We start from the raw sequence: 21615 nt of genomic DNA on the forward strand, positions 1-21615 counted from the left end.
GCATAAGAACGTAGGAAAGTAGGATTAGCCGTATGAACAACAAGCAGCTAGACGAAGCCATTTCCTTCATCCGCTCCAGTTATGCCGAATATGGAAAACAGCCCGAAGAAGCAGAACGGCGGATTAAAGATATTACAGAGAGTATAAGCCTGACAGGAACTTATTCCCATACTATAGATGAATTGCGATTCGGTGCCAAATGGGCTTGGCGGAACAACAGCCGCTGCATTGGCAGACTTTTCTGGTCATCACTCGAAATCTTCGACCAACGAGATCTTGAGACAGAGGATGCGATTGCGAAGGCTCTCTTCCAGCATATTGAATACGCAACGAACGGAGGCCGTATTCGTCCCACAATCACGTTGTTTGCGCCTGAAACGGACAAGCAAACGATTCGAATCTGGAACCATCAACTGATTCGCTACGCCGGTTACGAGACCGATAATGGGATCATTGGCGATCCCGCTTCCGTTGCCTTCACAAAGCAGTGCTTGCGTATGGGTTGGCAAGGAGAGCGAACTCCTTTCGATATATTGCCGTTGGTGATTCAGATTAATAAACAAGAGCCAAGATGGTACCCGATTCCTCCTGACCTTGTTCTAGAGGTACCGCTTGTTCATCCAACCATAAAGCAGTTTGCTGAGCTTGGCTTGAAATGGTACGCCGTGCCGTGCATATCGGACATGCGCCTTGAAATCGGCGGGCTAAGCTATACAGCGGCTCCGTTTAACGGATGGTATATGGGGACGGAGATAGGCGCACGTAATTTCTCCGATACGAGCCGGTATAACCAGCTCCCACGCATTGCCGACATGATGGGATTGGATAGATCCACAAACTCGTCCTTATGGAAAGATCGCGCTTTGGTGGAGCTTAATGCAGCTGTACTCTATTCTTACAAGAACAAAGGCGTTAGCATTGTAGATCATCATACGGCAGCTGAACAATATATGCGGTTCGAGAAGCAGGAGCTGGATGCCGGACGCAAGGTGAACGGCAAATGGTCTTGGCTCATCCCGCCCATGTCTCCCGCCGCGACGCCGATATGGGACCATTATTTCACTGAATTTGAGATCAAGCCGAGCTTTTCTTATCAGCCTGCCCCTTATAATTCCAATGAAACGCCAGCTGACTCTAAGACAACGGATGCTGTAGTTAACGGGAAAGCACACGGTTGTCCTTTTCACGGTTAATTTGACAAACTAAAGGCAAACAACCCCGTACAGAGGTTGAAATGAACCTCTGTACGGGGCTTTTTTACCTTTGGATAGACTGACTCCTCCATCCTATTACTTCTTTTTCATGTCCTGATAGGCCTTCAGCATCTCATCCTGTACCTCTTTACCGCCGATCTTCATATATTCCGCCACCATATCATCGTACAGCTTATCAAAGTCGGGATCCCCCATATCTTTACCGTTGATCAGCATGCTGTAATCGAGGTAGTTGTACATAATTCTTTTGGTTTCGTCTGTATCTAGGAAGATTGGAATCCCGTCATCGCCTTTTTTATAGGTGACGCCCTCCGTACCATTTTGCAAATCAAAGATGACTTTAAAATCGGACATCCAGTTCAGTCATTTGATCGCTTCAACAGATCTCTTGCTTGCTTTTGGAATCATGATGTGTGCAGACAGTGGATGATAGATTTGTTTAATGTGCTTGCCTTCATAGTTGGTGAAGGGGTCGACGGGAAGTAGAGTCGTTGCATGACTTTGGTAGCAATTGCTTCATCGGTCAGTCCGATTAGCAGCTTGGCGGATTCATTCAATGCAGCGAAGAAAGCAAAGATCAGGATGGAAATAACAAGAAAAAAATCGGGGCGTAGGACAGCAGTATGCGATAATACCAGTTCATTCTCATCCCTTACAGTCCTCCTAAAATTGTGGTTTACCCCTCATTTTATTACATTTTTGAATTTGTTGTAGAATCATGACGCATATAACAGCAAAAAGACAATTCCTTAGCACCATATTTTTGTGCTAATAATTGTCTTTTTTGTTGGCAGGTCAGCACTTAAGCTTTCTCTGACCATGGCTGTAGGACGGAGGTCACAGCTTCTCCAATAGCTGCGGCTTGCTGAATAAGGAGATTTAAGTAATGATCCTGGGACGCATCGGCCAAGCTGTAAAATGGCTTACCGGTATGAACATACTCGTCCATCCTTAGGAGGCAGGTAGCAACGGCAATTTCATCATCTGTCAGTCTGGCCGGAGCTAACGGATTCAGGTAGGCCCACTGCTCACCAGCCAGTATTCCTTTATGATAGTAGCCCTCCAGATTCCCGTTCTCCCCAGCGTCCTTGCGAAGCAACGGCGTCTCAATGGGCGTTAAGTAATCCAGCAAATAGGTCATCGTCTCATTAACGATCTCTCCACGATCCCCGCGAATTAGTACTCTCTGTGATCGAATCCAGGAGAAATATTGGTCGCCTGTGAAATCGAAAAGGCCTAAACGTCCATCTGCAAAATGCAGAGAAGCGAAAGTCTGCTTCGACATCACCTTCTGTTCGGAAGCAGGGGCTCCTGTACGGGTGGGACCTGCGACAAGCGGCGATTCGAAGGTGAATGCTCGGATGACAGCAGGCTCATAGCCCACGCCAAGCCATTGGCGCATCAACGCCATGCCATGATAGCCATGTGCTGCCGATACCTGGACTTGGGATATTTGTCCCAGTCTTCCGGATTCGATACATGCCTGGCGTGCTGCATGCAGCGGCTGGAACGGATATTGCTCCGCCACTTGTACGCGAGCGTCGAGCTCGCCGAGTCTCGAATTCAGCTTTAGCAGAGACTCCAGGTCTGGTGCAGGCGGTGTTTCGGACAATGCCGGGATGCCGTGTTCCGCAAGCTGTTCTAGAACAATGGGGCATGATGCCCATGAAACGGAAACAACAACAAACGAAGGCGTTTCCGAACGAAGCAGCTCTTCCAGAGTTGCATATGCTCGTACACCCCATGTTTCCTCCAGCGCCTGTCTTTTGATCTCATCCCTGACAACGACACCTGCAACCTCGAAACGCTCAGGACTAGCTTGAGCTATTCTTAAATAAAACTCTGTCCGCCAACCGCCGCCTATAATGGCAAATTTGATTTTATAATTCATACCTAACCTCCATAACTTGGCTTCTGCCGATATCGAGCTTACATTCATAATACCTACCCGATGCCTTTTATTTCAAGCTATATTCAGAATTTTGCTCATTTAGAGGAAACGCATCTATTGTCATTATACTTTGAAGAATTCTTGATTAGCAGCATGTTCGCCTTGGAGGTCAGCTGCTCTCAGGAGTACCTCTGAGTAACCGTCTAGATTATGAAATAGCCTTTCGCTAAAGCTGTGCAACATGCTCATTTCCTCCTCTGAAAATCCACGGAATAACCATCTTAGATGCTCGCTTTGTACAGACGCTGTAGCTTTTAGCAATTGTGTCCCTTTATCCGTAAGGTTTAACAGCATAATGCGCCGATCCTTCTGCGGCCTTTCACGTGTAACGTATTTCTCCTTTACCAGCCTATCGCATATGGCAGTCATGGCTCCAGGAGAGAATTGAAGCTCATCGGACAGTTGTCCTGCCTTCATAGGTCCTTGCTGCTTCAGCTTCATCAAAACATGCAGCTGCGGAAGTGTCACGGTATCCTGTACTACAACTTTGTCACGCTCAGCAACAAATTTACGGATCATCGTACGAAGCTGCTCATCCATCTGAACGATTGTTGTATGAGATGGTGCATCCATCCTGTCTCCCCTTCTTCCCCCAAACAAAAAATAGACCCGCGAAGCTCACTCAGACATGCTGAATGCATCGGGGCCATTGGTTACTCCAGTAGGCAAATCACTTATTTTGATATAGAAATATGTTTTAACAAAATATCACATCTATTCCTATCAGTCAAGTATGATTATTTTTTTATACTATCGGTGAATCTTATTCATCCATGAAAAGGTTCCGGCTGCTCTCCTACCAGTCCGAAATAATTCGCCAAATAACGTGCGATACGCTCGGAAGCATGCCCGTCGCCAAAAGGATTTCTGGCACTAGCCATGTGAAGATACCGTTCCCTGTCATTCAAAAGGCTTGCTGCAATATCATAGATTGACTCCTCTTCCGTCCCTGCAAGATATACAGCATTAGCCTCCACAGCTTCGGGTCTTTCCGTTGTATCGCGCATCAGTACAAGAGGTTTATGGAACACAGTTGTCTCCTCTTGAAGTCCTCCCGAATCACTTAATATAAGATAGGAACGGGACAAGAGATTAATCATATCGGCATATTCAATAGGTTCGAGCAGATGAATTCTGTCATGACCAGACAGCATCGGAAATGCTATTTCACGAACACCAGGACTGAGGTGAACCGGATAAATCACCCTCACATCGGGATGATCATCCACTAAACGTCGAATAGCTCTAAACATTTGCTTCATCGGTGTTCCGACATTCTCCCGCCGATGAGCCGTCATGGTTACGATTCTTCCCGGATGCTCAATCAATCGATTCAGGCTGTCATTTTGAAAAGTATACTCCGACTGATTCGTCAATATCGCAGCATCAACAGCTGTTTGACCCGTCACATAAATGGAATGGGCATCGTATCCTTCGCTTAATAAATTGTTTCTCCCAACTTGTGTCGGAGCAAACAGTACATCAGTCACAACATCGACCATTCTCCTATTAACCTCCTCCGGCCATGGAGACCATTTGTTATGTGAACGAAGTCCCGCTTCTATATGTCCTACCGGAATTTGATGAAAGAATGCGGCCAGACTGCCGCACAGTGCTGTTTGTGTATCCCCGTGAACCAGAATCATATCAGGCTTGTCTTCAGCTATCGCTTGGTCTAACCCGACTATAGCCGCGGAGGTAAAATAAGCTAGCGTTTGGTTATCCTTCATCAGATTCAAATCAACATCCGGCACAATTCCAAAATGTGAAAGCGGCTGATGCAGCTGTTCACGATGCTGCCCGGTAACGACAACCTTCGTTTCGAACCACTCTGGATATCGCCTAAGCTCCTGCACGACAGGACACATTTTTGTTGCCTCAGGACGCGTACCGAAGATGACCATTATTTTTTTCTTTTCCATGTCAAGACCCCCTATTATATGTACGGCATGAAAAGCGGTTACAAGATTAGCATCACTCATTTTTCCATTTTTTACAATCACGGGCGACTGATAACCATCTGATGGATGGGTGAGTGGATGAATTTTTCACTCCTTATACTTCCAGTCTCCCACAGGGTCACAAACTATTTATCGCTAAATGGTACATCCATTTCTAACAACCATTCTAAACATTGTGGAATAACATCGGCATAGTCGTTTAAAGCTTGTATTGTTTTGAATACTTCGCTTGCTCCCAGCTCTTGTTCCGTCTCATCCGTACATTCTAGACCAAGAGATCGTCTGATATTATAGATTAGCCATTCTATTTTCCCTCTAAAGCCATCGTTCAGCACATCAAGCCAGTTATCACAGATCTCGCCTCCATGATTCCGATAAGTACTGATTAGTGTACAGAAAGCTTCTTTACTTACATTTCCCGATTCAAAGCCTGACCAATAAAAAGCTACATCCATCAACTCTTGGGTTGGATTGATGGTTCCTGCTGCTTCCCAGTCTATGAGGATGGGCATATGATTCTCATCCCATAACACATTCTTTTGATCTAGATCTCTATGAGAGATCACTTTATGTTTCGTCAATAAATTCCCGGACGAGCTCACAAGCTTTTCCCAATGATAGATTTTATCCAAATTATCAGAAAGCAAGTAGGCCCATTCCAAGCCTTCCTGTTCACCTCTAAATGCATAATCCTTCCAATTAACGGCCGCTTTAGTTGCATTCCCTTCTTTATCTTGCTGGTCGAGAAGAAGCTGGGAGAAATCGGTTCTATGTATTTGGGCGAGTATTTCCCCCATTATTTTGCAGCAGTTCATCTCCACGGTTCCCGTTGGTATTATCCTCCCTAGAACCCATGGAAACAGTAAATAATATTGACTGTCCACCTCATGTATACAGCTCCCATTGGATACGATGGCAGGAAGTGCATTGATTCCATTTTGGTATGCTAAGCGAGCAACTTTTTCCGAAAAAATAAAATTACCCATCGCTGTTTTGCGTTTCATGATTTGAGGATTTAAAGCTTTGACAGCATACAAACCTTGATCCGTTTGCATTCGATACATTTTATGAAGAAAACCGCCGAATATTGGTTCCGGTTCAGCTGATAATTGTCCCAGATTGAATTTTGCGCACAACTTACTGAAATCTATTCGATAGCTTAGGTTTGTTGTCATAATCCGTTACGCCTCCTTTATTTTTTGACGATTACATACTTTGTTATCATACAAGGATGACATAAGCAGAAAGGAATAAAAAGGGAAAAATCAACCCTATTAATAATTTACGTGTGGGCTAAAGTATTTGTTCTTGTAGTATAAAGCAACTACATTTTCGCAATATTTTTATATTTTCTCACAATAAAGTGAGAGAAGCAGGAAATGGTTTTATTTTATAATGAAATAACTAAAGCATCCTGAAAGGACTGAAACCTGTGTGCTTTAGTAGTTTTAAGTTGGAGGTGAAAATAGAGATTATTTCATCGTTGATTTGATAGCGCTTTCATTTTTGGGCCTTATCAAAGACAAGAATGTAAAGAAATTATCACGGAGGGATATTATGCACAAAAAAAGTTGGATTGTTAGTTTAATAGCTGTCGTACTGTTCTCCTTAGGGATCAATGTACCAGCTTGGGCCGCTACCGATTTTACCTATACGAAGGCAACCCTTAACAGCATGTTTCCTGATCAAGCCTCTGTCATGGATGCGTTAACCAGGGAAAAAGAAGCTATTTTGAGTGGTGAGCAGGCACCCGTCGGGGTGCCGAATGGCAACTTTGAAACCGGCAGCGATAATACGGAGATCGGAAATGCCGATTGGGGAGCCGTAGCCCTTCTCGCCTATTGGTACCATAATAGCGGCCAAACGGATGCTCGCGTAGCTCCTGCGGCTAACCGAGGAATTAACTTTGCCATTGCCAACAGGGACTGGACCACGGATCCGGCAGATACAAGTGCCTTGCGTCAAACCGGTAAAGGGGAGCATTGGGCTGCTTATTCCCTAAACAATGGGAATCCTGTGGGAGGCTCAGCTTCTTTTCCTACTACCGCTTGGGCACTAGTCTTTAAAGCCATGATCCTTCAGGCTGATGGAGTTTCCGGTAACCATTTGTTCACACAGGCCCAGAAGGATACCTTGAAAACGCAAGCCTATTCCCATTGGCGCTGGCTGTCACGAGTCGTGAAATATAATCCGCAAGGAACACCTAATCAAGTGATGGGCATGATCTATGGGGGCTATTTGCTTGGTTCTTTATACAATGACACGAATTTGATGAACGAAGCACTTGCCTATTATAACACGGGCGTTACGGGATCGAATCTGGATAACGTCCAAGCAGCAAACTGCGCTAATCCATCGTATGTACCCGGACATGGTTATCGGGAGTGCGAGATCGGAAGCATTCAGGGCTTTAACGTCTTCTTCGAGCAAGGCGGATTCGAAACTCATTATAGCGGATTTCAATTGAGCTTTATGGCTGCGCTTCTCGGCTTAATGGGGTCGTCTCCGAACGCCAATGTACAGGCTGATGCTCTCTCGCAGGCGCAGTACATGAACTATCGATTGTCGGCTAGTGGAACCATGCATGGAGGAACCCGACATAACGAAATATCAGGAAGTATTACAGATGCCGCGGTAGTACTTGGCTACAACTATTACAGTGCCGCTTTGGGATCTGATTTGGGACGTGTAAGACTTAATAGCGGAACGATCTCTACCGCAGGTTCTAATTCTCAAATTTATGGGCACCGGGCTATGGGGACCATTATGCTGCATCAGTATTTTTCCCCATGGGTTAACACTCAGCCAATCGTCAACAATAATGTCGCGTTACGCAGAGGCAATGTTTCCATTTATTTCGATAAAAATAATAATCAACCCCAGGAAATATCCGTGAATGGAACATCTTTCACTGAAAACATGATTAACAACAGCATTAAAGCGGAAAGCTTTTATTACAAGGACGCTAATAACGTCTGGAACTCCGCAAGTGCAACTCCTAATAACTATTACAACAACACGAACAATTATACAATGCGCTCCATAACGGGGACGGATACCAATTCCAATGCCAGTATAAAAACGCGGTATATAACTAATGGGACATCGCTTTATCACATTACGATGGTCAAGTTCAATTCACCCATCACTTTAAAATCATCGAATGTCATGATAGGGCTGCCTAACTTCTCCAACACGCAGCGAATTGTAAACATTTTTGATGGGAATAACCTATCCAATGTATTGGACCTAAGCTCTCCTACGGCTTCGACTTTGACGAGCAACATCCTCAAAATCGGTAATGTGAGCAATTACGGAGACAACGTCTTTATCCAGGGGTGGCCGCAGCTGAAAGCGGACAATAACGTAGGCAGCGGTGTGGAATGGATGTCGAGCACCAACTATACCCAAACATTGGAGAAACTGATTGGCTCCAACATTTGGTGGGAAATCAAATCCGGCAAAAGCAACATCCAATATACCGACGATCTCCGGGTCAATGTAATTGATTCCTCAAGCGGAGTTAGCTTTGCTGCAGGAGACATCATCTGCGCGGTCGCCAAATTCACGCCGCAAACCGCTGCCTCAGGGAATCAATACGAAGCGTTCACGGTAACGCCTACGTATGTAGATTCGAGCAAAAATACCGTTTCAAAGGTCGTTATCGACGATGCGGGCATGAATCTGAGTATCACTTACAATACGGCGATCTTCCAAGATAAAGCTTCAGGTCAACAAATTACTTATTGATCCGCATCAACCTACTCTCGTTTGAGTTAATGCAGCAAGCAGATGTAGTCCCAGTGGGTTGTTCCACCCGCTTCTTGCTATTCTGTTTGCCAATAAGAAAAACCGGATATTCGCGTTCAGCGACTCTCCGATTTTCCTTTATCCTGTTCCCTTCCTATTGTTTATTCAACAACAGGCTTTAGTTGTACTTCTTTCAAATTCATCAGCGCTTCACCTGATAGGGTATCCGCACTTACAGTCAAATGATAATTCCCCGGTTGCTCCAGACGGATAACGCCAAGCGTCTCTTCGATGAACGTATAGCCATCGCCCTTGGGAGTGACTTGACCATGGAACTTCTGCCCAGCCGTTTCCACGATAAAAGTACCGCCTGCAGTGCCTACCTCTGCACCATAGATGACCTTGACTTCATATACACCTGCTTCAGCTGCGCGGTAGTTCCAGCTGATACGTTCTGAAACGTCCGTCCAATTCGTGATGACATCGCGGCCTGCTTTGCCCGTATCATAGCGAAGCTGATTGCCTTCAATGTCACCGTCGAATGCACCGAACACGTTGATATGATCTTTGTTATGCAGGCGTTTAAGTTTATTCGCACTGACGTCTCCCTCAATTTCCACCACTACGACGGTTGCGTTAGGATCGAGTGGAGAAGCAGGTACCGAGATTGCTACATCCTCTTCGTTCAAGCGATGGTGGGCAAGCGATGTTTGCTTCGCATCAGCAAGTAAGTACGCATTCTTAACATGATTGCGCAAACCAGGAACAATCAGTTCGCCACTAGCCGGCCAGTCGAACACATGCATATATAACGTTTGGCCTTTTGACGTGCAACGACCCCATTGAGGCTTCCCAATCGGACTGCCTGTCGTCCCGTACACGCTCTCGCCGTTCACGTCCATCCACTGACCTACCCCTTGCAATATTTCGGTGGACTTCGCGTCGAATTCACCTTCAGGAGTCGGGCCGACATTGAGCAAATAGTTGCCGTTCAAACTGAAAACATCAATCATATTGTGCAGAATGCTTTTGACTGATTTCCAGTTATGGTCCGTCTTTTTATAGCCCCACGAGTTGTTCATCGTGTGAATGGATTCCCAGTCTTTACGGTTAATTCGGATGTGAAGCTGATTATCTCCTGAGTTGCCGTAATCTCCGAAGCCATCTCTTCTCACGCGGCGATTGATCAAGCAGTTAGGCTGGAGGCTGCGCACGTAATCGACAAAACGCTGCCCTTGCTCATCGGTTACTTTATGCCCGCAATCGAACCAGATTACCGCAACGTCGCCATACTGAGTCAACAGCTCCTTAAGCTGCGGGAACGCTTTTTCATTCAAATACCGCTCATAGCGGGTCCGTTTATCCTCATCGTCAATCCAGGACTCCAGCGCATCCCAGGCACCGATATTGTTAGGGTAGTCATGGGTATTGCCTTGCGAATCCGGGTGATGCCAGTCCATCGAATGCGAATAATAGAAGCACAGCTTCACGTCATGCTTGTGGCATGCATCCGCCAAATCCTTCATAGGGTCACGTCCATAGGGTGAGCGCTTCACAATATTAAAATCAGATACGGCAGAATCGTATAAAGCAAAGCCGTCATGATGTTTAGCTGTAATAACCAAGTATTTCATGCCCGCCGCTTTAGCCGCTTTCACCCAAGCTTCCGCATCGTAGTGAACCGGATTGAAGTCTTCGGCAAGCTTTTCATATTCTTTCACGGGAATTTGTCCTCTTAGCATGATGTGCTCACCATAAGCACCAGGAACTTCTTTACCTTTCCATACTCCGCCTAATAGCGAGTACAAGCCCCAGTGGATGAATATACCGAAACGCGCTTCCCTCCACCAGGCGAGCCTACGGTCCTGAACCTCTTCCGTATATTCGGTAACGGCAGCCCCTAGCTCCACTGTTTCCGCTTCCGCATTATCCATGTACATATCTTTTTTAGTCATAAATACCCTCCGCAAATTTACTAACGCTTCTCCTCTATTGTACGCCGGGTATGCTATAATCCATATGGACGCGGTTAACTCGTATTTGTACTAAACTAACCTTTTCGAGACTGCATTCATCCAAACAAGGTGGTTTATATGTATGGAATCTCAAAATTATATGGCAATAAGCCACTTTTTGGCCGAAGTTAAGGTTGAACTCATGATCTCGCTGCTGAGCAAATGCAAGCCCAACTGGGTTCAGGGTCCCTTCCTGCCTACTTATAGCAAGATATATTACATAGTGGATGGCGAAGGCCGGATGATGATAGGCGGTCAGGAACTGTTTCCCAAACCGGGACAGCTAGTATTCGCTCCTGCTGGGCTGTCTCAATATTTCTCGGTAACTGACACCAGCCATACCTACAAGATGTTCTGGTGCCATTTCACGTCCAATATCAGCTTTTTGAACCTGTTTACTTTGTTTCAGCTCCCGTTTTGCATCACTTCAACCGACTCCTCTGCCGTTATAGCGGCTTTCGAGAAGCTGGTGTTTGAGTACAAGAACGGCAGTGGACCTGCCAAATCGATTCGAATTCAATCCGCACTGCTGGAGGTTATATCCTGTTATATTGAACAGGCGGTGAGAGCCAAGCCTCAAGTACCGGCAACGCTAGCCAGCAATAAGCTGAGCACGGCACTGCAATATATTGACGCTAACTTAACCAAGGATATGACGGTCACCGAGCTGTCCGAGCTGGTGCATCATCATCCGAACTATTTCATCCGTTTTTTCAAAAATCATTTGGGCATGACGCCGATGGCGTATATCTATGAGAGAAGATTGGAGAAAGCGAAGCAGCTTTTGATGGCCTCCGACATGACCATTGGGGAAATAGCTCAGGCAACGGGGTTCCACGATATCTTTCATTTTTCCAAGGCATTCAAGAAAAGAATAGGAGTAGCCCCATCCGAATTCCGCAGCTGGCCGCGTTCCTCCAACAGCCGCGAAAACGATGAGGCTTAAATGTCACTCAACGAATATTAATATTGCAGATCATAATCTACCCGATTCACGGTCGGTTCTTCCCCGCGTATATATTGCTCTAAATTTTGCATAAAGATTTCAAAGGCTCTATCGTTATATTGATCTGTGGAGCCGGAATTATGCGGCGTCATAATGACGTTGTCCAAGCCCCACAGGGGACTGGATTCCGGCAGCGGCTCCTGCTCGAACACATCCAGCCCGGCTCCGGCAATAATTCCGGTCTGCAATGCTTCAACCAATGCATCCGTATCCGTCGTACCGCCCCGTCCAATATTGATGAACATCGCGTTCGGCTTCATTTGCTCGAACTGGGCTTTACCGAACGTATGACGTGTCTCATCGGTTAACGGAAGGGTTACGACAACAAAATCACTTTCTCTAAGAACAAGCTCCAAACTATAGTTATCATACATCTGATCCACGAACTCATTCGGACTTCCCGACCTGCGAATGCCAAGAACCTTCATCCCGAAGGCCTTCGCTAAGCGAGCCGTTTCTTCCCCTATGGCACCAACCCCAACAATACCTATGGTTTTTCCATGAATTTCTCCAAGCATTCCAGCCCCCTTCCACTGACTCTGAAGCTGGTTCCGAATGGAGAGATGAAGCTTCCGGGTAAAGGCGAGCATCATGCTTAAGATCGTTTCCGAAATGGGATAGGCGTGAACCCCGCTGGCATTCGTCAGTACAATCCCTCTTGATGCTAACTCTTGCAAAGGCAGCTTGTCCACACCTGCACCCCAATTTTGCACCCAGCGAAGTTTGGCGCCGGGCTGTAGACATTCGGCTTCACATGCGCTTTTCCAATCGATGACAATTTCTGCATCCTTCAGATGCGGCATCCACAAGTCTTTCTCTTTGCCATGGATGAGTTCCCAACCGGGTGCTGCTTGTCGAATTCGTTCTTCCTGCTGTTGCGTTAAGGAATGAACACAGACCATTTTGGACATACTATCAGCTCCTTTCCTTGTATTATAGCATTTTATTCCTTTTCATTAAAAAGCAGGTGTACGATATGAAATGAAATAGAAAGAGCATAGGCCCCGAAATTCGGAATTCCATGCTCTCTTGCACACTATTATTTAGTTTTCGCTTTAGCCGCATCGACAGCCTTATTCGCCGTTTCTTCGATTTTACGGAACAAGGAGTTGATGTCTGTATCTCCGAGAGCCGCTTCATGGATCGCATCCTCGTAAGCCTTTTGCGCATCGCCTTCAAATGAGGATCTTGTCGGCATAGGTGCATATTGATTAAAGAACACCGCGCTAGTATTCTTATCTTTATATTTACTGTCTTGAGCTAGTTGTTTTTTTATTGCATCATCTTTAAGAACCGTCATCGTTCCGGCGCGAACCTGCTTTGTTTGGTACTCTACGCTGGTCAAATATTTGATAACCTGCATAGCTTCATCTTTATGCTTGCTTTGTTGGGTAACGCCCCAGTAGAATGGATACGCCTGGGAACCGATTTTCGGTTGATCCTTAAATGTCGGCAGCGCCGCAATATCCCAGTTCATGCCCTCCGAACCGCCACCTGCCCAATCCAGTTCGGATAAATAAGCCATCATCGCAAGATTTCTGTCCTTCAGGAACGGGTCTTTGTACGGAAGCTTGTTTTTCAAGGCTACCATGGCCTTCTTGTATCCCGGATTGGTCGATGTATTGATGTAATAGGCTTGGTACAGCTGCTTCCATTTCTCGTTCGTATTAATCGTCGCTTTATCCGTCTTGGGATCCAGGAAAGTTAATCCCAACTGGTTCGCCTTAATCGAGTGTGCCGGAGAAGCCGCAAAGCCCAAATACTGCTTATCTCCATCTGCCCGTGTTAAAGTATTGGCCAATTGTGCCAAGTCATCCCATGTCATATCGTTCTTTGGATAAGGTACGCCGAATTTATCGAAAATGTCTTTGTTATAAAACAGGATCACGTTTTGCGACCATACGGGAAGGCCGTAAATCCCGGTTTTAGACATATTTTTAGCAAAGTCAATCATCGTCGGCTCGAAAGCGCTTAAATCCATATTATTTTTCTTAATCAGGTCTGTCATATCGTAAGCAAGCCCATAATTGGCAACTGTGTAGAAATAGTTCGTGCTTTCGTAGAAAATATCGATCGTTTGACCGGAGGCAACCATTTCATCAATCGTTGTACCTGTTCCTTTTTTAATATACTTTATCGTAATATTCGGAAACTTGGCTTTAATCGGATCGGAAAACTTCTGCTTCACTTCTTCATCGGATGTTGCTGCCGTAGAGTAGAGTACCAATTCTACCGGTTCATTACTTACCGCCGGCTGCTTCTGGGTCTGATCCGTGGTGTTCCCTTCTGCTCCTTGCTTACTGCTGCATGCTGTCGTCAGTGCAACTAGCATGGCCGTTGATACGATTAAACTTTTCTTTATCATGTTCAAATCCCCCCCTTATTTTTCTTTAAAAAGAAAGCGCTTCATCAAACTGTCTATTTAACAATAACATAAAGAATTTGAACATTCTTCATAATATTTGCCCAAAAATTTCATTTTTTTGCTCATTTTTTCCTATTAAGATAAACCTCCACTTTTGCGTTGTAGACAGCCGAGTCCTCGGACTCAAAATCATTGCTAGACAAATAGCAAAAAGGGGGCCAGCTAACTGGAATCCCCCTTGGTTCAGCTTATCATGCTTTGCTTTTCGATACAAAGGCAATCATAGATGTAACTAGTTTAGTTCAAAACATACCGGCTAAGAGGCAAATTCAGCTCTTTAACCCCTGTCACAACCAGCTTCGCTATTTCCATCGCACCACGCTGTTGGAAATGGGTATTATCTTTAACACCTTCAGGATAATTCGGGCTCTGTCCGGGTTGAAGGTTCAAGAAGAGCTCCTTCGTCGTTTCGGAACCAAGCTGTTCGAATAGTGCTTTGCTCTTTGCTGTCAGATCAATAACAGCTACGTTCATTTCGTTGCCAAGCGATTTCATTGCAGCCGTGTACAAGCTGTGGGAATCTTTTATTTTCCCGTTAGCACCAAAGCCATTGCGCTCCACAGGAGTAACAAGAATCGGAGTAGCCCCCTTTTTCCTTGCTCCTTCGATATATTGTTTTAAAAAGCTTTTATACGTCGTATTGGGTTCCGTGAATCTTGTCTCATCCTCTTTCTTCTCGTCATTGTGACCGAACTGGATAAGCAGGTAGTCCCCTTCACTAATCTGCTGCAAAACCGTATCCAGCTTTCCTTCTTCTATAAAGCTTTTGGAGCTTCTGCCTGAGGAAGCGGCATTGCGCACGGTTGCCTGCTTGTCGAGCATAGTACCGATCACTTGACCCCATCCCGCTCGAGGGGCTCGATTGTCGGGATAGTCCGATACGGTGGAATCTCCCACCAAATAGACCGTAATGGGTCGTAGGGCTTCCTCCGTGTTGCTATTCTTGCTAGTACCTATCTGTTCATTCTCCATCATGGGTATTCCACATCCAGTCATCCAAAGTAGTAGTATTAGTAACAGCACTGTTATCCCGGCTGCCCGGTTCATGGTTAACATGCCGCAGCCTCCTATACAATAAGAGAAATGTTTACCGTTGACAACCGTTCGCAACAAAAAACCAAGCTCCGCATCTGCGGGACTTGGTCTTTAAGCAGCACTTAATGTGAGCCCTCCAAATTCCTGAACTGATTATAAAACATTTGATAATACGTGCCTTGGCGTTCAATCAGCTTATCATGACTTCCCTGTTCCACGATTTCCCCATGGTCGATGACCATGATCGTATCCGCATCCCGAATGGTGTTCAACCGGTGGGCGATAATGAAGCTGGTTCTTCCCTCCATAATGTTCAACAGAGCATCCTGGATATGCAGCTCGGTACGGGTATCGATACTGCTCGTCGCTTCATCCAGAATAAGAATAGACGGCTTCGCCAAAATAACCCTTGCAATCGCCAGCAGCTGCCGCTGCCCCTGACTCAAATTACCGCCGTTCTCAGATAACTCCGTTTCATACTGCTTGGGCAGTCTTTTAATAAATGCATCCGCGTTCGCCATCTTTGCTGCCATCTCTACTTCTTCATCCGTAGCATCAGATTTGCCATACTTAATGTTTTCCTTGATCGTTCCCGAAAATAAATACGTATCCTGAAGCACGATACCGAAGCATCTTCTAAGGCTATCCCGTGTATATTCCTTAATGTCCCGGCCATCGATATAGATGGTTCCGGAAGGAATATCATAGAATCGGGTGATCAGGTTCACGATGGTCGTCTTCCCTGCACCGGTAGGCCCGACTAGCGCAGTACTGCTGCCCTGATCGGATTCGAAGCTGATATTTTTTAATATCGGAACATCCGGCCTGTAACCAAAGGTTACATTATCGAAAACGACATGTCCCTTTGTATCCTTCAGCTCTATTGCTTCAGGCGAGTCGCCTGGCTCTTCTTTTTCATCCAATACCTCGAATACCCGCTCCGCACCTGCAACCCCGGACTGGAGAATATTGTACGTATTCGCCATCTCGTTCAGAGGACGTACGAATTGACGTGAATAGCTGAGAAAGCTTGCAATTACCCCTACCGTAATATGACCTTTAACAGCCAATACCCCGCCGACGATAGCTACAGCCGCGAAACCGATATTATTGATCACGGCAAGCAGAGGCATTAGAAACCCGGAATAGATTTGCGCCTTTAAGCCAACCTCATACAGCCTGTCGTTGACAGCATTGAATTCATGTATGGCCTTCTCCTCATGATTGAACGCTTTGACGACATGAATGCCTGAGATCGTTTCTTCAATGTGGCCGTTCAGCTTGCCAAGCTGCGCCTGCTGATCTTTAAACAATACGCTCGTTTTCTTAGTGATCGTCTTCCCGAGAATATACACCAACGGCACCGTAATTAAAGTAGCCAGAGTTAGAATCGGACTTAAAATAATCATCATGGTCAATGAACCGATAATAGCAATGGTACCTGACATCAATTGGGTGGTAGACTGTGAAATCGTATTGCTCACGTTATCAATGTCGTTGGACAACCGGCTCATGACTTCCCCATGCGGTCTGGAATCGAAGAAGGACAAGGGAAGCTTTTGCAGCTTGTCAAACAACGTAGTGCGCAAATTACCGACAATTCTCTGTGAGACGCCGGCCATAAACCAGCTTTGTAGGAAGGTTAGCACACCGTCTGTTAAATAGGCCGCAGTCAGCGCCAATATCATCATCTCAAGCATTTTGAAATGAACCGTGCCATTGGAGGCTGTCATTGAATCGATCGCTTCTCCTATAAAATAGGGTCCAGTCAAAGTAATGAGGGCATCTACCAGAATGAACAGGAATACGATGGATAGCATTTTCCGCTGTGTACCGACAAACTTCCATATTCTACGCAGTGTAGCTTTGAAATTTTTAGGTTTAACGACAGGGCCTCCACGTCCTCCTGGACGCGGGCCGAATCCGCCGGGTCTTCCTGCTTGCAGCATAGGAACTTCCTGCGGTGGCTGATTATCTCTGGATGATTCATTAGGCTTCGACATTCCTATGCGCCTCCTTTCCCATCTGGGATAAATAAATTTCCTGATAGACCTGACAGCTTTTCATCAGTTCTTCATGCTTCCCGATTCCAACTACCTCACCCTGATCAAGGACAACGATTTTGTCAGCATCTATAACGGATGTAATTCTTTGCGCAATGAGAATGCAGGTGAGTCCCTGCGTATATTTCTTCAGCCCTTCTTTGATCCTCGCTTCCGTTGCCGTATCTACTGCGCTGGTGCAGTCATCCAGAATTAAGATTTCCGGCTTTCTGACCAATGCTCTCGCAATCGACACCCGCTGCTTTTGACCTCCCGAGAAATTGACCCCGCGCTGACCCAGGCGTGTCTCATATCCTTCAGGGAAGGAGGTAATGAACGGATGCGCCTCCGCTATCTCCGATGCTTGAATGATTTCCTCCATCGTCGCATCCTCTTTGCCCCAACGGATATTTTCCGTTACCGTTCCAGTGAACAGCACGGTCTTTTGAGGAACAATCGCTATTTTCTCTCTTAGCTTGGCCGGATCGATCTGCGAAACATCGACACCGTTCACTTTGACTTTACCGGATATGGCATCATAGAATCGGGGTATTAAACCGACAAGGCTGCTTTTACCCGAACCGGTGGAACCGATGATCCCTACCGTTTCGCCAGGCATACAAGTCATTGTAATCCCTTTGATAACCGGATCACCCGAAGCTCCTTCATAAGAGAAGCTCACATTTTCAAAATCCACTCTGCCGCTTTGATGCGTATTCAATCGGGTGTCCTGCAACCACGTCATTTGGGTCTGCTGGTCGAACACTTCACCGATCCGCAGCGCGGAAGCTTTCGCACGAATAAACATATTGAATACCATTGAAATGGTCATTAAGGAAAATAAAATCTGAGTCATATAGTTAATGAACGCAATAATATGTCCAACCTGAATGTTACCGTTAGACACACCTAGGCCGCCGAACCACAGCACCGCAATGATTCCTATATTAACCGTCAGCATTATGGCAGGATTGAAGATCGACATCGCACGCATCGCTTCTATAGAACGGGCCTGATAAGATTGATTGACATGGTTGAATTTATCAACCTCATAATCAAACCGGTTAAAGGCCTTCACAACCCGAACGCCGGACAAATATTCTCTCATCACCCCGTTTACCGTATCGAGAGCCTTCTGCACGCGAATGAACCGAGGAAATCCAACCTTCATGTTCAATGCAATTAATACGCCAACGACAGGCACCACGACAGCCAAGACGATGGCTAATTGAGGGTTGAGGCGTGCAGCCATAATCAGACTACCTATGCACAAAAGCGGCGCTTTAACAAAAATGCGCATGAGGCCGTTAGTAAAGTTTTGTACCTGAGTTACGTCATTCGTGAGTCGAGTGATTAAGGAGGCTCTTTCAAATTGATCAATATTCTCAAATGAAAGCGTTTGTATTTTGGCAAACAAGTCCTTCCTCAGCTCAGCACCGAACTTCTGTGACACACGGCTCGCCAATATATTCCGCCCTGTAGCCGCCAACGCTCCAAGAAACGTAATGAGGAGCATAAATCCGCCCATACGGAGCACATAATCCATATTGCTGCCGGCAACGCCCACATCAATGATGTGTGACATAATGGTAGGCAGGGTCAAATCCGCCAAAGCTTCACAGGTTAAAAATAAAACAGCAATCATAAACAGCTTCCAATACTTGCGAACGTATTTTTTAAAGAACGACAAGGCCCTGTTCTTCCTCTCCTAATTTATTTAGCTTCCCTATATAAAACATACTCCTTTCAAACCAAATTGTCACTTCATTTTTCGAATATTTTGCTTAATGATTCAAATAGCACAAAGGAGTTAGGCTTGTTCCCGGGATCGTAGTATAATGAGTTCCAAGTATCCCTATTTCAAAGGAGGACATGGCCTCATGAACATTGTTGTACTGGATGGATATACTCTGAATCCCGGAGACTTGAGCTGGGAACGGTTAGCGCAAATGGGCTCAATGACCGTTTACGATCGCACCTCTCCTGAACAAATCGTAGAACGCGCTATAGATGCGGAGATCATCTTGACGAACAAAACGCCACTAACCGCCACAACGCTTGCAAAGCTGCCAAACCTTTGCTATATAGGCGTTCTAGCAACCGGCTATAATATTGTTGATATTCATGCTGCTCGTAAGAGAGACATCCCGGTCTCGAACGTCCCCACCTACGGTACACAATCTGTCGCGCAGTTTGTCTTTGCTATGATTTTTGAGCTGTGCCACAGTATCGGACGTCACGATGCCGCTGTGAAAGCGGGAGAATGGACCGGCAGTATCGACTTCTGCTTTACCAAAGCTCCTTTAATCGAGTTATCTGGAAAAACTATTGGGCTGGTCGGGCTCGGTAAAATTGGCAGTCAGACTGCACGTATCGCTTCGGCAATGGATATGCGAGTGCTGGCTGTTGGTAGCGGGCGCAGCCACCCGAAACCGGTGGCTGGCGTTGAATGGACCAATATGGAGACGTTATTGAAGGAATCCGATATTGTCAGCCTTCATTGCCCGTTGACTCCGGATACAGAGCAGCTTATAAACCGCCAGCGTCTATCCTGGATGAAGCCATCGGCTTTCTTGATCAATACTTCACGCGGGGGTCTGATCCATGAGCAAGATTTAGCTGATGCCCTGAATGCACAAGCAATCGCAGGAGCCGCTGTGGATGTTCTTTCCGTCGAGCCTCCCTCAACAAGTAATCCGCTTCTCTCAGCGAGAAACTGCATTATTACTCCTCACATTGCATGGGCGACACAAGAAGCTCGGGCTAGGCTTATGGAAACGACAGCCGATAACGTATCTGCTTTCCTTGAAGGGCGTCCAATAAACGTAGTCAATTGATCACAGAAACAATAACGGACTGACGAATAACTCTATTCGTTTAGTCCGTTTTTCGTAGGATCACTTAACTAAAAGTAACTAAGTAAGCTAAAATTGCGTACTTCACTAACTTTTTCTTTCTAGCTATAATAGCGCCAGTACATACTCAAGGAGGATGAATGATCATGAAATATAGACGCGTGGGAGCAAGCGGTTTAAAAGTAAGTGAAATTGCATTGGGTAGCTGGCTAACCTATGGAACTGCTGCTGAGCAGAAGGCAGCGGATGCATGCGTTAACAAAGCATTCGAATGCGGCATCAACTTCTTCGATACGGCGAACGCCTACAATCGGGGCGAAGGAGAGAAGGCTATCGGGGCTGCCTTGAAGCCTTATGAAAGATCAAGCTATGTGCTTTCAACCAAAGTGTATTTTCCAATGGGACAAGGTCCGAATGACCGTGGTTTATCCCGTAAACATATTAAAGAGCAATGTGAAGCCAGTCTTAAACGACTGGGCGTTGACTACGTCGATTTGTATTTCTGTCACCGCCATGACGATCAAGCCCCTGTTGAAGAAACACTGCGTGCTTTGGACGATTTGCAGACAGAAGGCAAAATATTGTATGCCGCCGTCAGCGAATGGAGTGCGGCACAAATAGCCAAGGCTGTCGGAATCGGGCAGCAGTTGAGATTGCGTCCGTTAATTTCCAACCAGCCTATTTACAATATGTTTGAAAGATATATCGAACGTGAAGTACTATCAATTTCTACAGCTGCCGGTTTGGGACAAGTCGTGTTTTCGCCGCTTGCTCAGGGCATTTTGACTGGTAAATATAAGTCGGCTCAGCAGCTGCCCGAAGACAGTAGAGCAGCGAATAACTCCGTGAATCATGTCATTAAAAGCTATCTTCAAGACCATGTCCTGTTATGTGTGCAGGAGCTTGAACAATTGGCGCAGCAGCTTGATATGAAGCTATCCCAGTTGGCGTTGGCTTGGGTGCTCAGACAGCCAGGCGTCAGCTGCGCCTTGATCGGGGCAAGCCATCCGCAGCAAATCGAGGAAAATGTGAAGGCGGTGGAGTTTACGCTGCAGCAGGAAACGCTGGACGAAATCGAGCGCATCTTGCAGCAAGTCGCTGGATTTGCTCCGCTTCGTTAAAGATAGTGAAAAAGGATCCTATGACATAGACCCAGAGTGTGGGGAAACCAAAAAGCTTCAGGAGTGTGTGGTGCTCCGGTAGGGTATCCCCTTCCAGCCGCTGTTGTTATCGGGAAATTTTGAATTTATTCGCTTTACAGCGGTGATTTCCCGATAACAAAGGCGGGCGCTTACGCTCCTCCAGGGGACACCCTACCTCCTGCCATCTCTACCTCTGAAAACTTGGTTTCTCGACAACCT

General features: G+C 46.0%; 16 protein-coding genes. 5 read left to right on the plus strand and 11 right to left on the minus strand.

What is annotated here, in order from left to right:
- The first annotated feature begins 32 nt into the window (after positions 1-32).
- A complete protein-coding gene (locus tag QMA13_RS22130; RefSeq protein ID WP_282935903.1) occupies positions 33-1193 on the plus strand; it encodes a nitric oxide synthase oxygenase in 1161 nt (386 codons plus the stop codon).
- Between the two features lie 96 nt (positions 1194-1289).
- Here QMA13_RS22130 and QMA13_RS22135 read toward each other — a convergent pair whose 3' ends face one another.
- The 5 genes from QMA13_RS22135 to QMA13_RS22155 form a co-directional block, all read right to left on the minus strand.
- Complete coding sequence (locus tag QMA13_RS22135) at positions 1290-1568, minus strand: hypothetical protein (RefSeq protein ID WP_282935904.1); 279 nt, start codon at positions 1566-1568, stop codon at positions 1290-1292.
- Between the two features lie 448 nt (positions 1569-2016).
- A complete protein-coding gene (locus QMA13_RS22140) occupies positions 2017-3105 on the minus strand; it encodes a Gfo/Idh/MocA family protein (protein ID WP_282935905.1) in 1089 nt (362 codons plus the stop codon).
- A gap of 123 nt (positions 3106-3228) precedes the next feature.
- Positions 3229-3738, minus strand: coding sequence for a MarR family winged helix-turn-helix transcriptional regulator (locus QMA13_RS22145; RefSeq protein WP_282935906.1), 510 nt, complete (start codon positions 3736-3738; stop codon positions 3229-3231).
- Positions 3739-3932: 194 nt separating this feature from the next.
- The gene (gene wecB / locus QMA13_RS22150; RefSeq protein ID WP_282935907.1) at positions 3933-5087 is read right to left on the minus strand and encodes a non-hydrolyzing UDP-N-acetylglucosamine 2-epimerase; all 1155 of its coding nucleotides are present in this window, start codon (positions 5085-5087) and stop codon (positions 3933-3935) included.
- A gap of 164 nt (positions 5088-5251) precedes the next feature.
- Positions 5252-6301, minus strand: a complete 1050-nt coding sequence (locus tag QMA13_RS22155; protein ID WP_282935909.1) for an aminoglycoside phosphotransferase family protein — start codon at positions 6299-6301, stop codon at positions 5252-5254.
- A 382-nt stretch (positions 6302-6683) separates the two neighbouring features.
- Here QMA13_RS22155 and QMA13_RS22160 point away from each other — a divergent pair, with 382 nt between their 5' ends.
- Positions 6684-8876, plus strand: a complete 2193-nt coding sequence (locus QMA13_RS22160) for a hypothetical protein (protein ID WP_282935910.1) — start codon at positions 6684-6686, stop codon at positions 8874-8876.
- A gap of 161 nt (positions 8877-9037) precedes the next feature.
- On the opposite strand, the gene QMA13_RS22165 is transcribed toward QMA13_RS22160, so the two are convergent.
- Positions 9038-10831 carry an alpha-L-fucosidase gene (locus tag QMA13_RS22165; protein WP_282935911.1) on the minus strand — a complete coding sequence of 598 codons (1794 nt, stop codon included), beginning with the start codon at positions 10829-10831 and terminating at the stop codon, positions 9038-9040.
- 142 nt (positions 10832-10973) lie between these two features.
- On the opposite strand from QMA13_RS22165, the gene QMA13_RS22170 reads away from it, so the two are divergent.
- Positions 10974-11837 carry an AraC family transcriptional regulator gene (locus QMA13_RS22170; protein WP_282935912.1) on the plus strand — a complete coding sequence of 288 codons (864 nt, stop codon included), beginning with the start codon at positions 10974-10976 and terminating at the stop codon, positions 11835-11837.
- Between the two features lie 17 nt (positions 11838-11854).
- On the opposite strand, the gene QMA13_RS22175 is transcribed toward QMA13_RS22170, so the two are convergent.
- From QMA13_RS22175 to QMA13_RS22195, 5 genes are all read right to left on the minus strand, one after another.
- On the minus strand, positions 11855-12808 hold the full coding sequence (locus QMA13_RS22175) for a D-2-hydroxyacid dehydrogenase (RefSeq protein ID WP_282935913.1): 954 nt from the start codon (positions 12806-12808) through the stop codon (positions 11855-11857).
- Positions 12809-12936: 128 nt separating this feature from the next.
- Positions 12937-14262: an ABC transporter substrate-binding protein gene (locus QMA13_RS22180; RefSeq protein WP_282935914.1), complete on the minus strand. Its 1326-nt coding sequence runs from the start codon at positions 14260-14262 to the stop codon at positions 12937-12939.
- A gap of 297 nt (positions 14263-14559) precedes the next feature.
- Entirely contained in the window at positions 14560-15378 is an 819-nt protein-coding gene (locus QMA13_RS22185) for a rhamnogalacturonan acetylesterase (protein WP_481858008.1), read from the minus strand.
- A 101-nt stretch (positions 15379-15479) separates the two neighbouring features.
- Complete coding sequence (locus QMA13_RS22190) at positions 15480-17306, minus strand: ABC transporter ATP-binding protein (RefSeq protein WP_282943504.1); 1827 nt, start codon at positions 17304-17306, stop codon at positions 15480-15482.
- Between the two features lie 40 nt (positions 17307-17346).
- Complete coding sequence (locus tag QMA13_RS22195; protein WP_282935915.1) at positions 17347-19089, minus strand: ABC transporter ATP-binding protein; 1743 nt, start codon at positions 19087-19089, stop codon at positions 17347-17349.
- Between the two features lie 190 nt (positions 19090-19279).
- On the opposite strand from QMA13_RS22195, the gene QMA13_RS22200 reads away from it, so the two are divergent.
- Entirely contained in the window at positions 19280-20236 is a 957-nt protein-coding gene (locus QMA13_RS22200) for a D-2-hydroxyacid dehydrogenase (protein ID WP_282935916.1), read from the plus strand.
- A gap of 164 nt (positions 20237-20400) precedes the next feature.
- The gene (locus QMA13_RS22205; protein WP_282935917.1) at positions 20401-21375 is read left to right on the plus strand and encodes an aldo/keto reductase family protein; all 975 of its coding nucleotides are present in this window, start codon (positions 20401-20403) and stop codon (positions 21373-21375) included.
- Positions 21376-21615: the final 240 nt, after the last annotated feature.

Origin of the sequence: Paenibacillus sp. RC67 (genome assembly GCF_030020805.1) — a bacterium.
In the GTDB taxonomy this organism is placed as follows: Bacteria; Bacillota; Bacilli; order Paenibacillales; family NBRC-103111; genus Paenibacillus_S.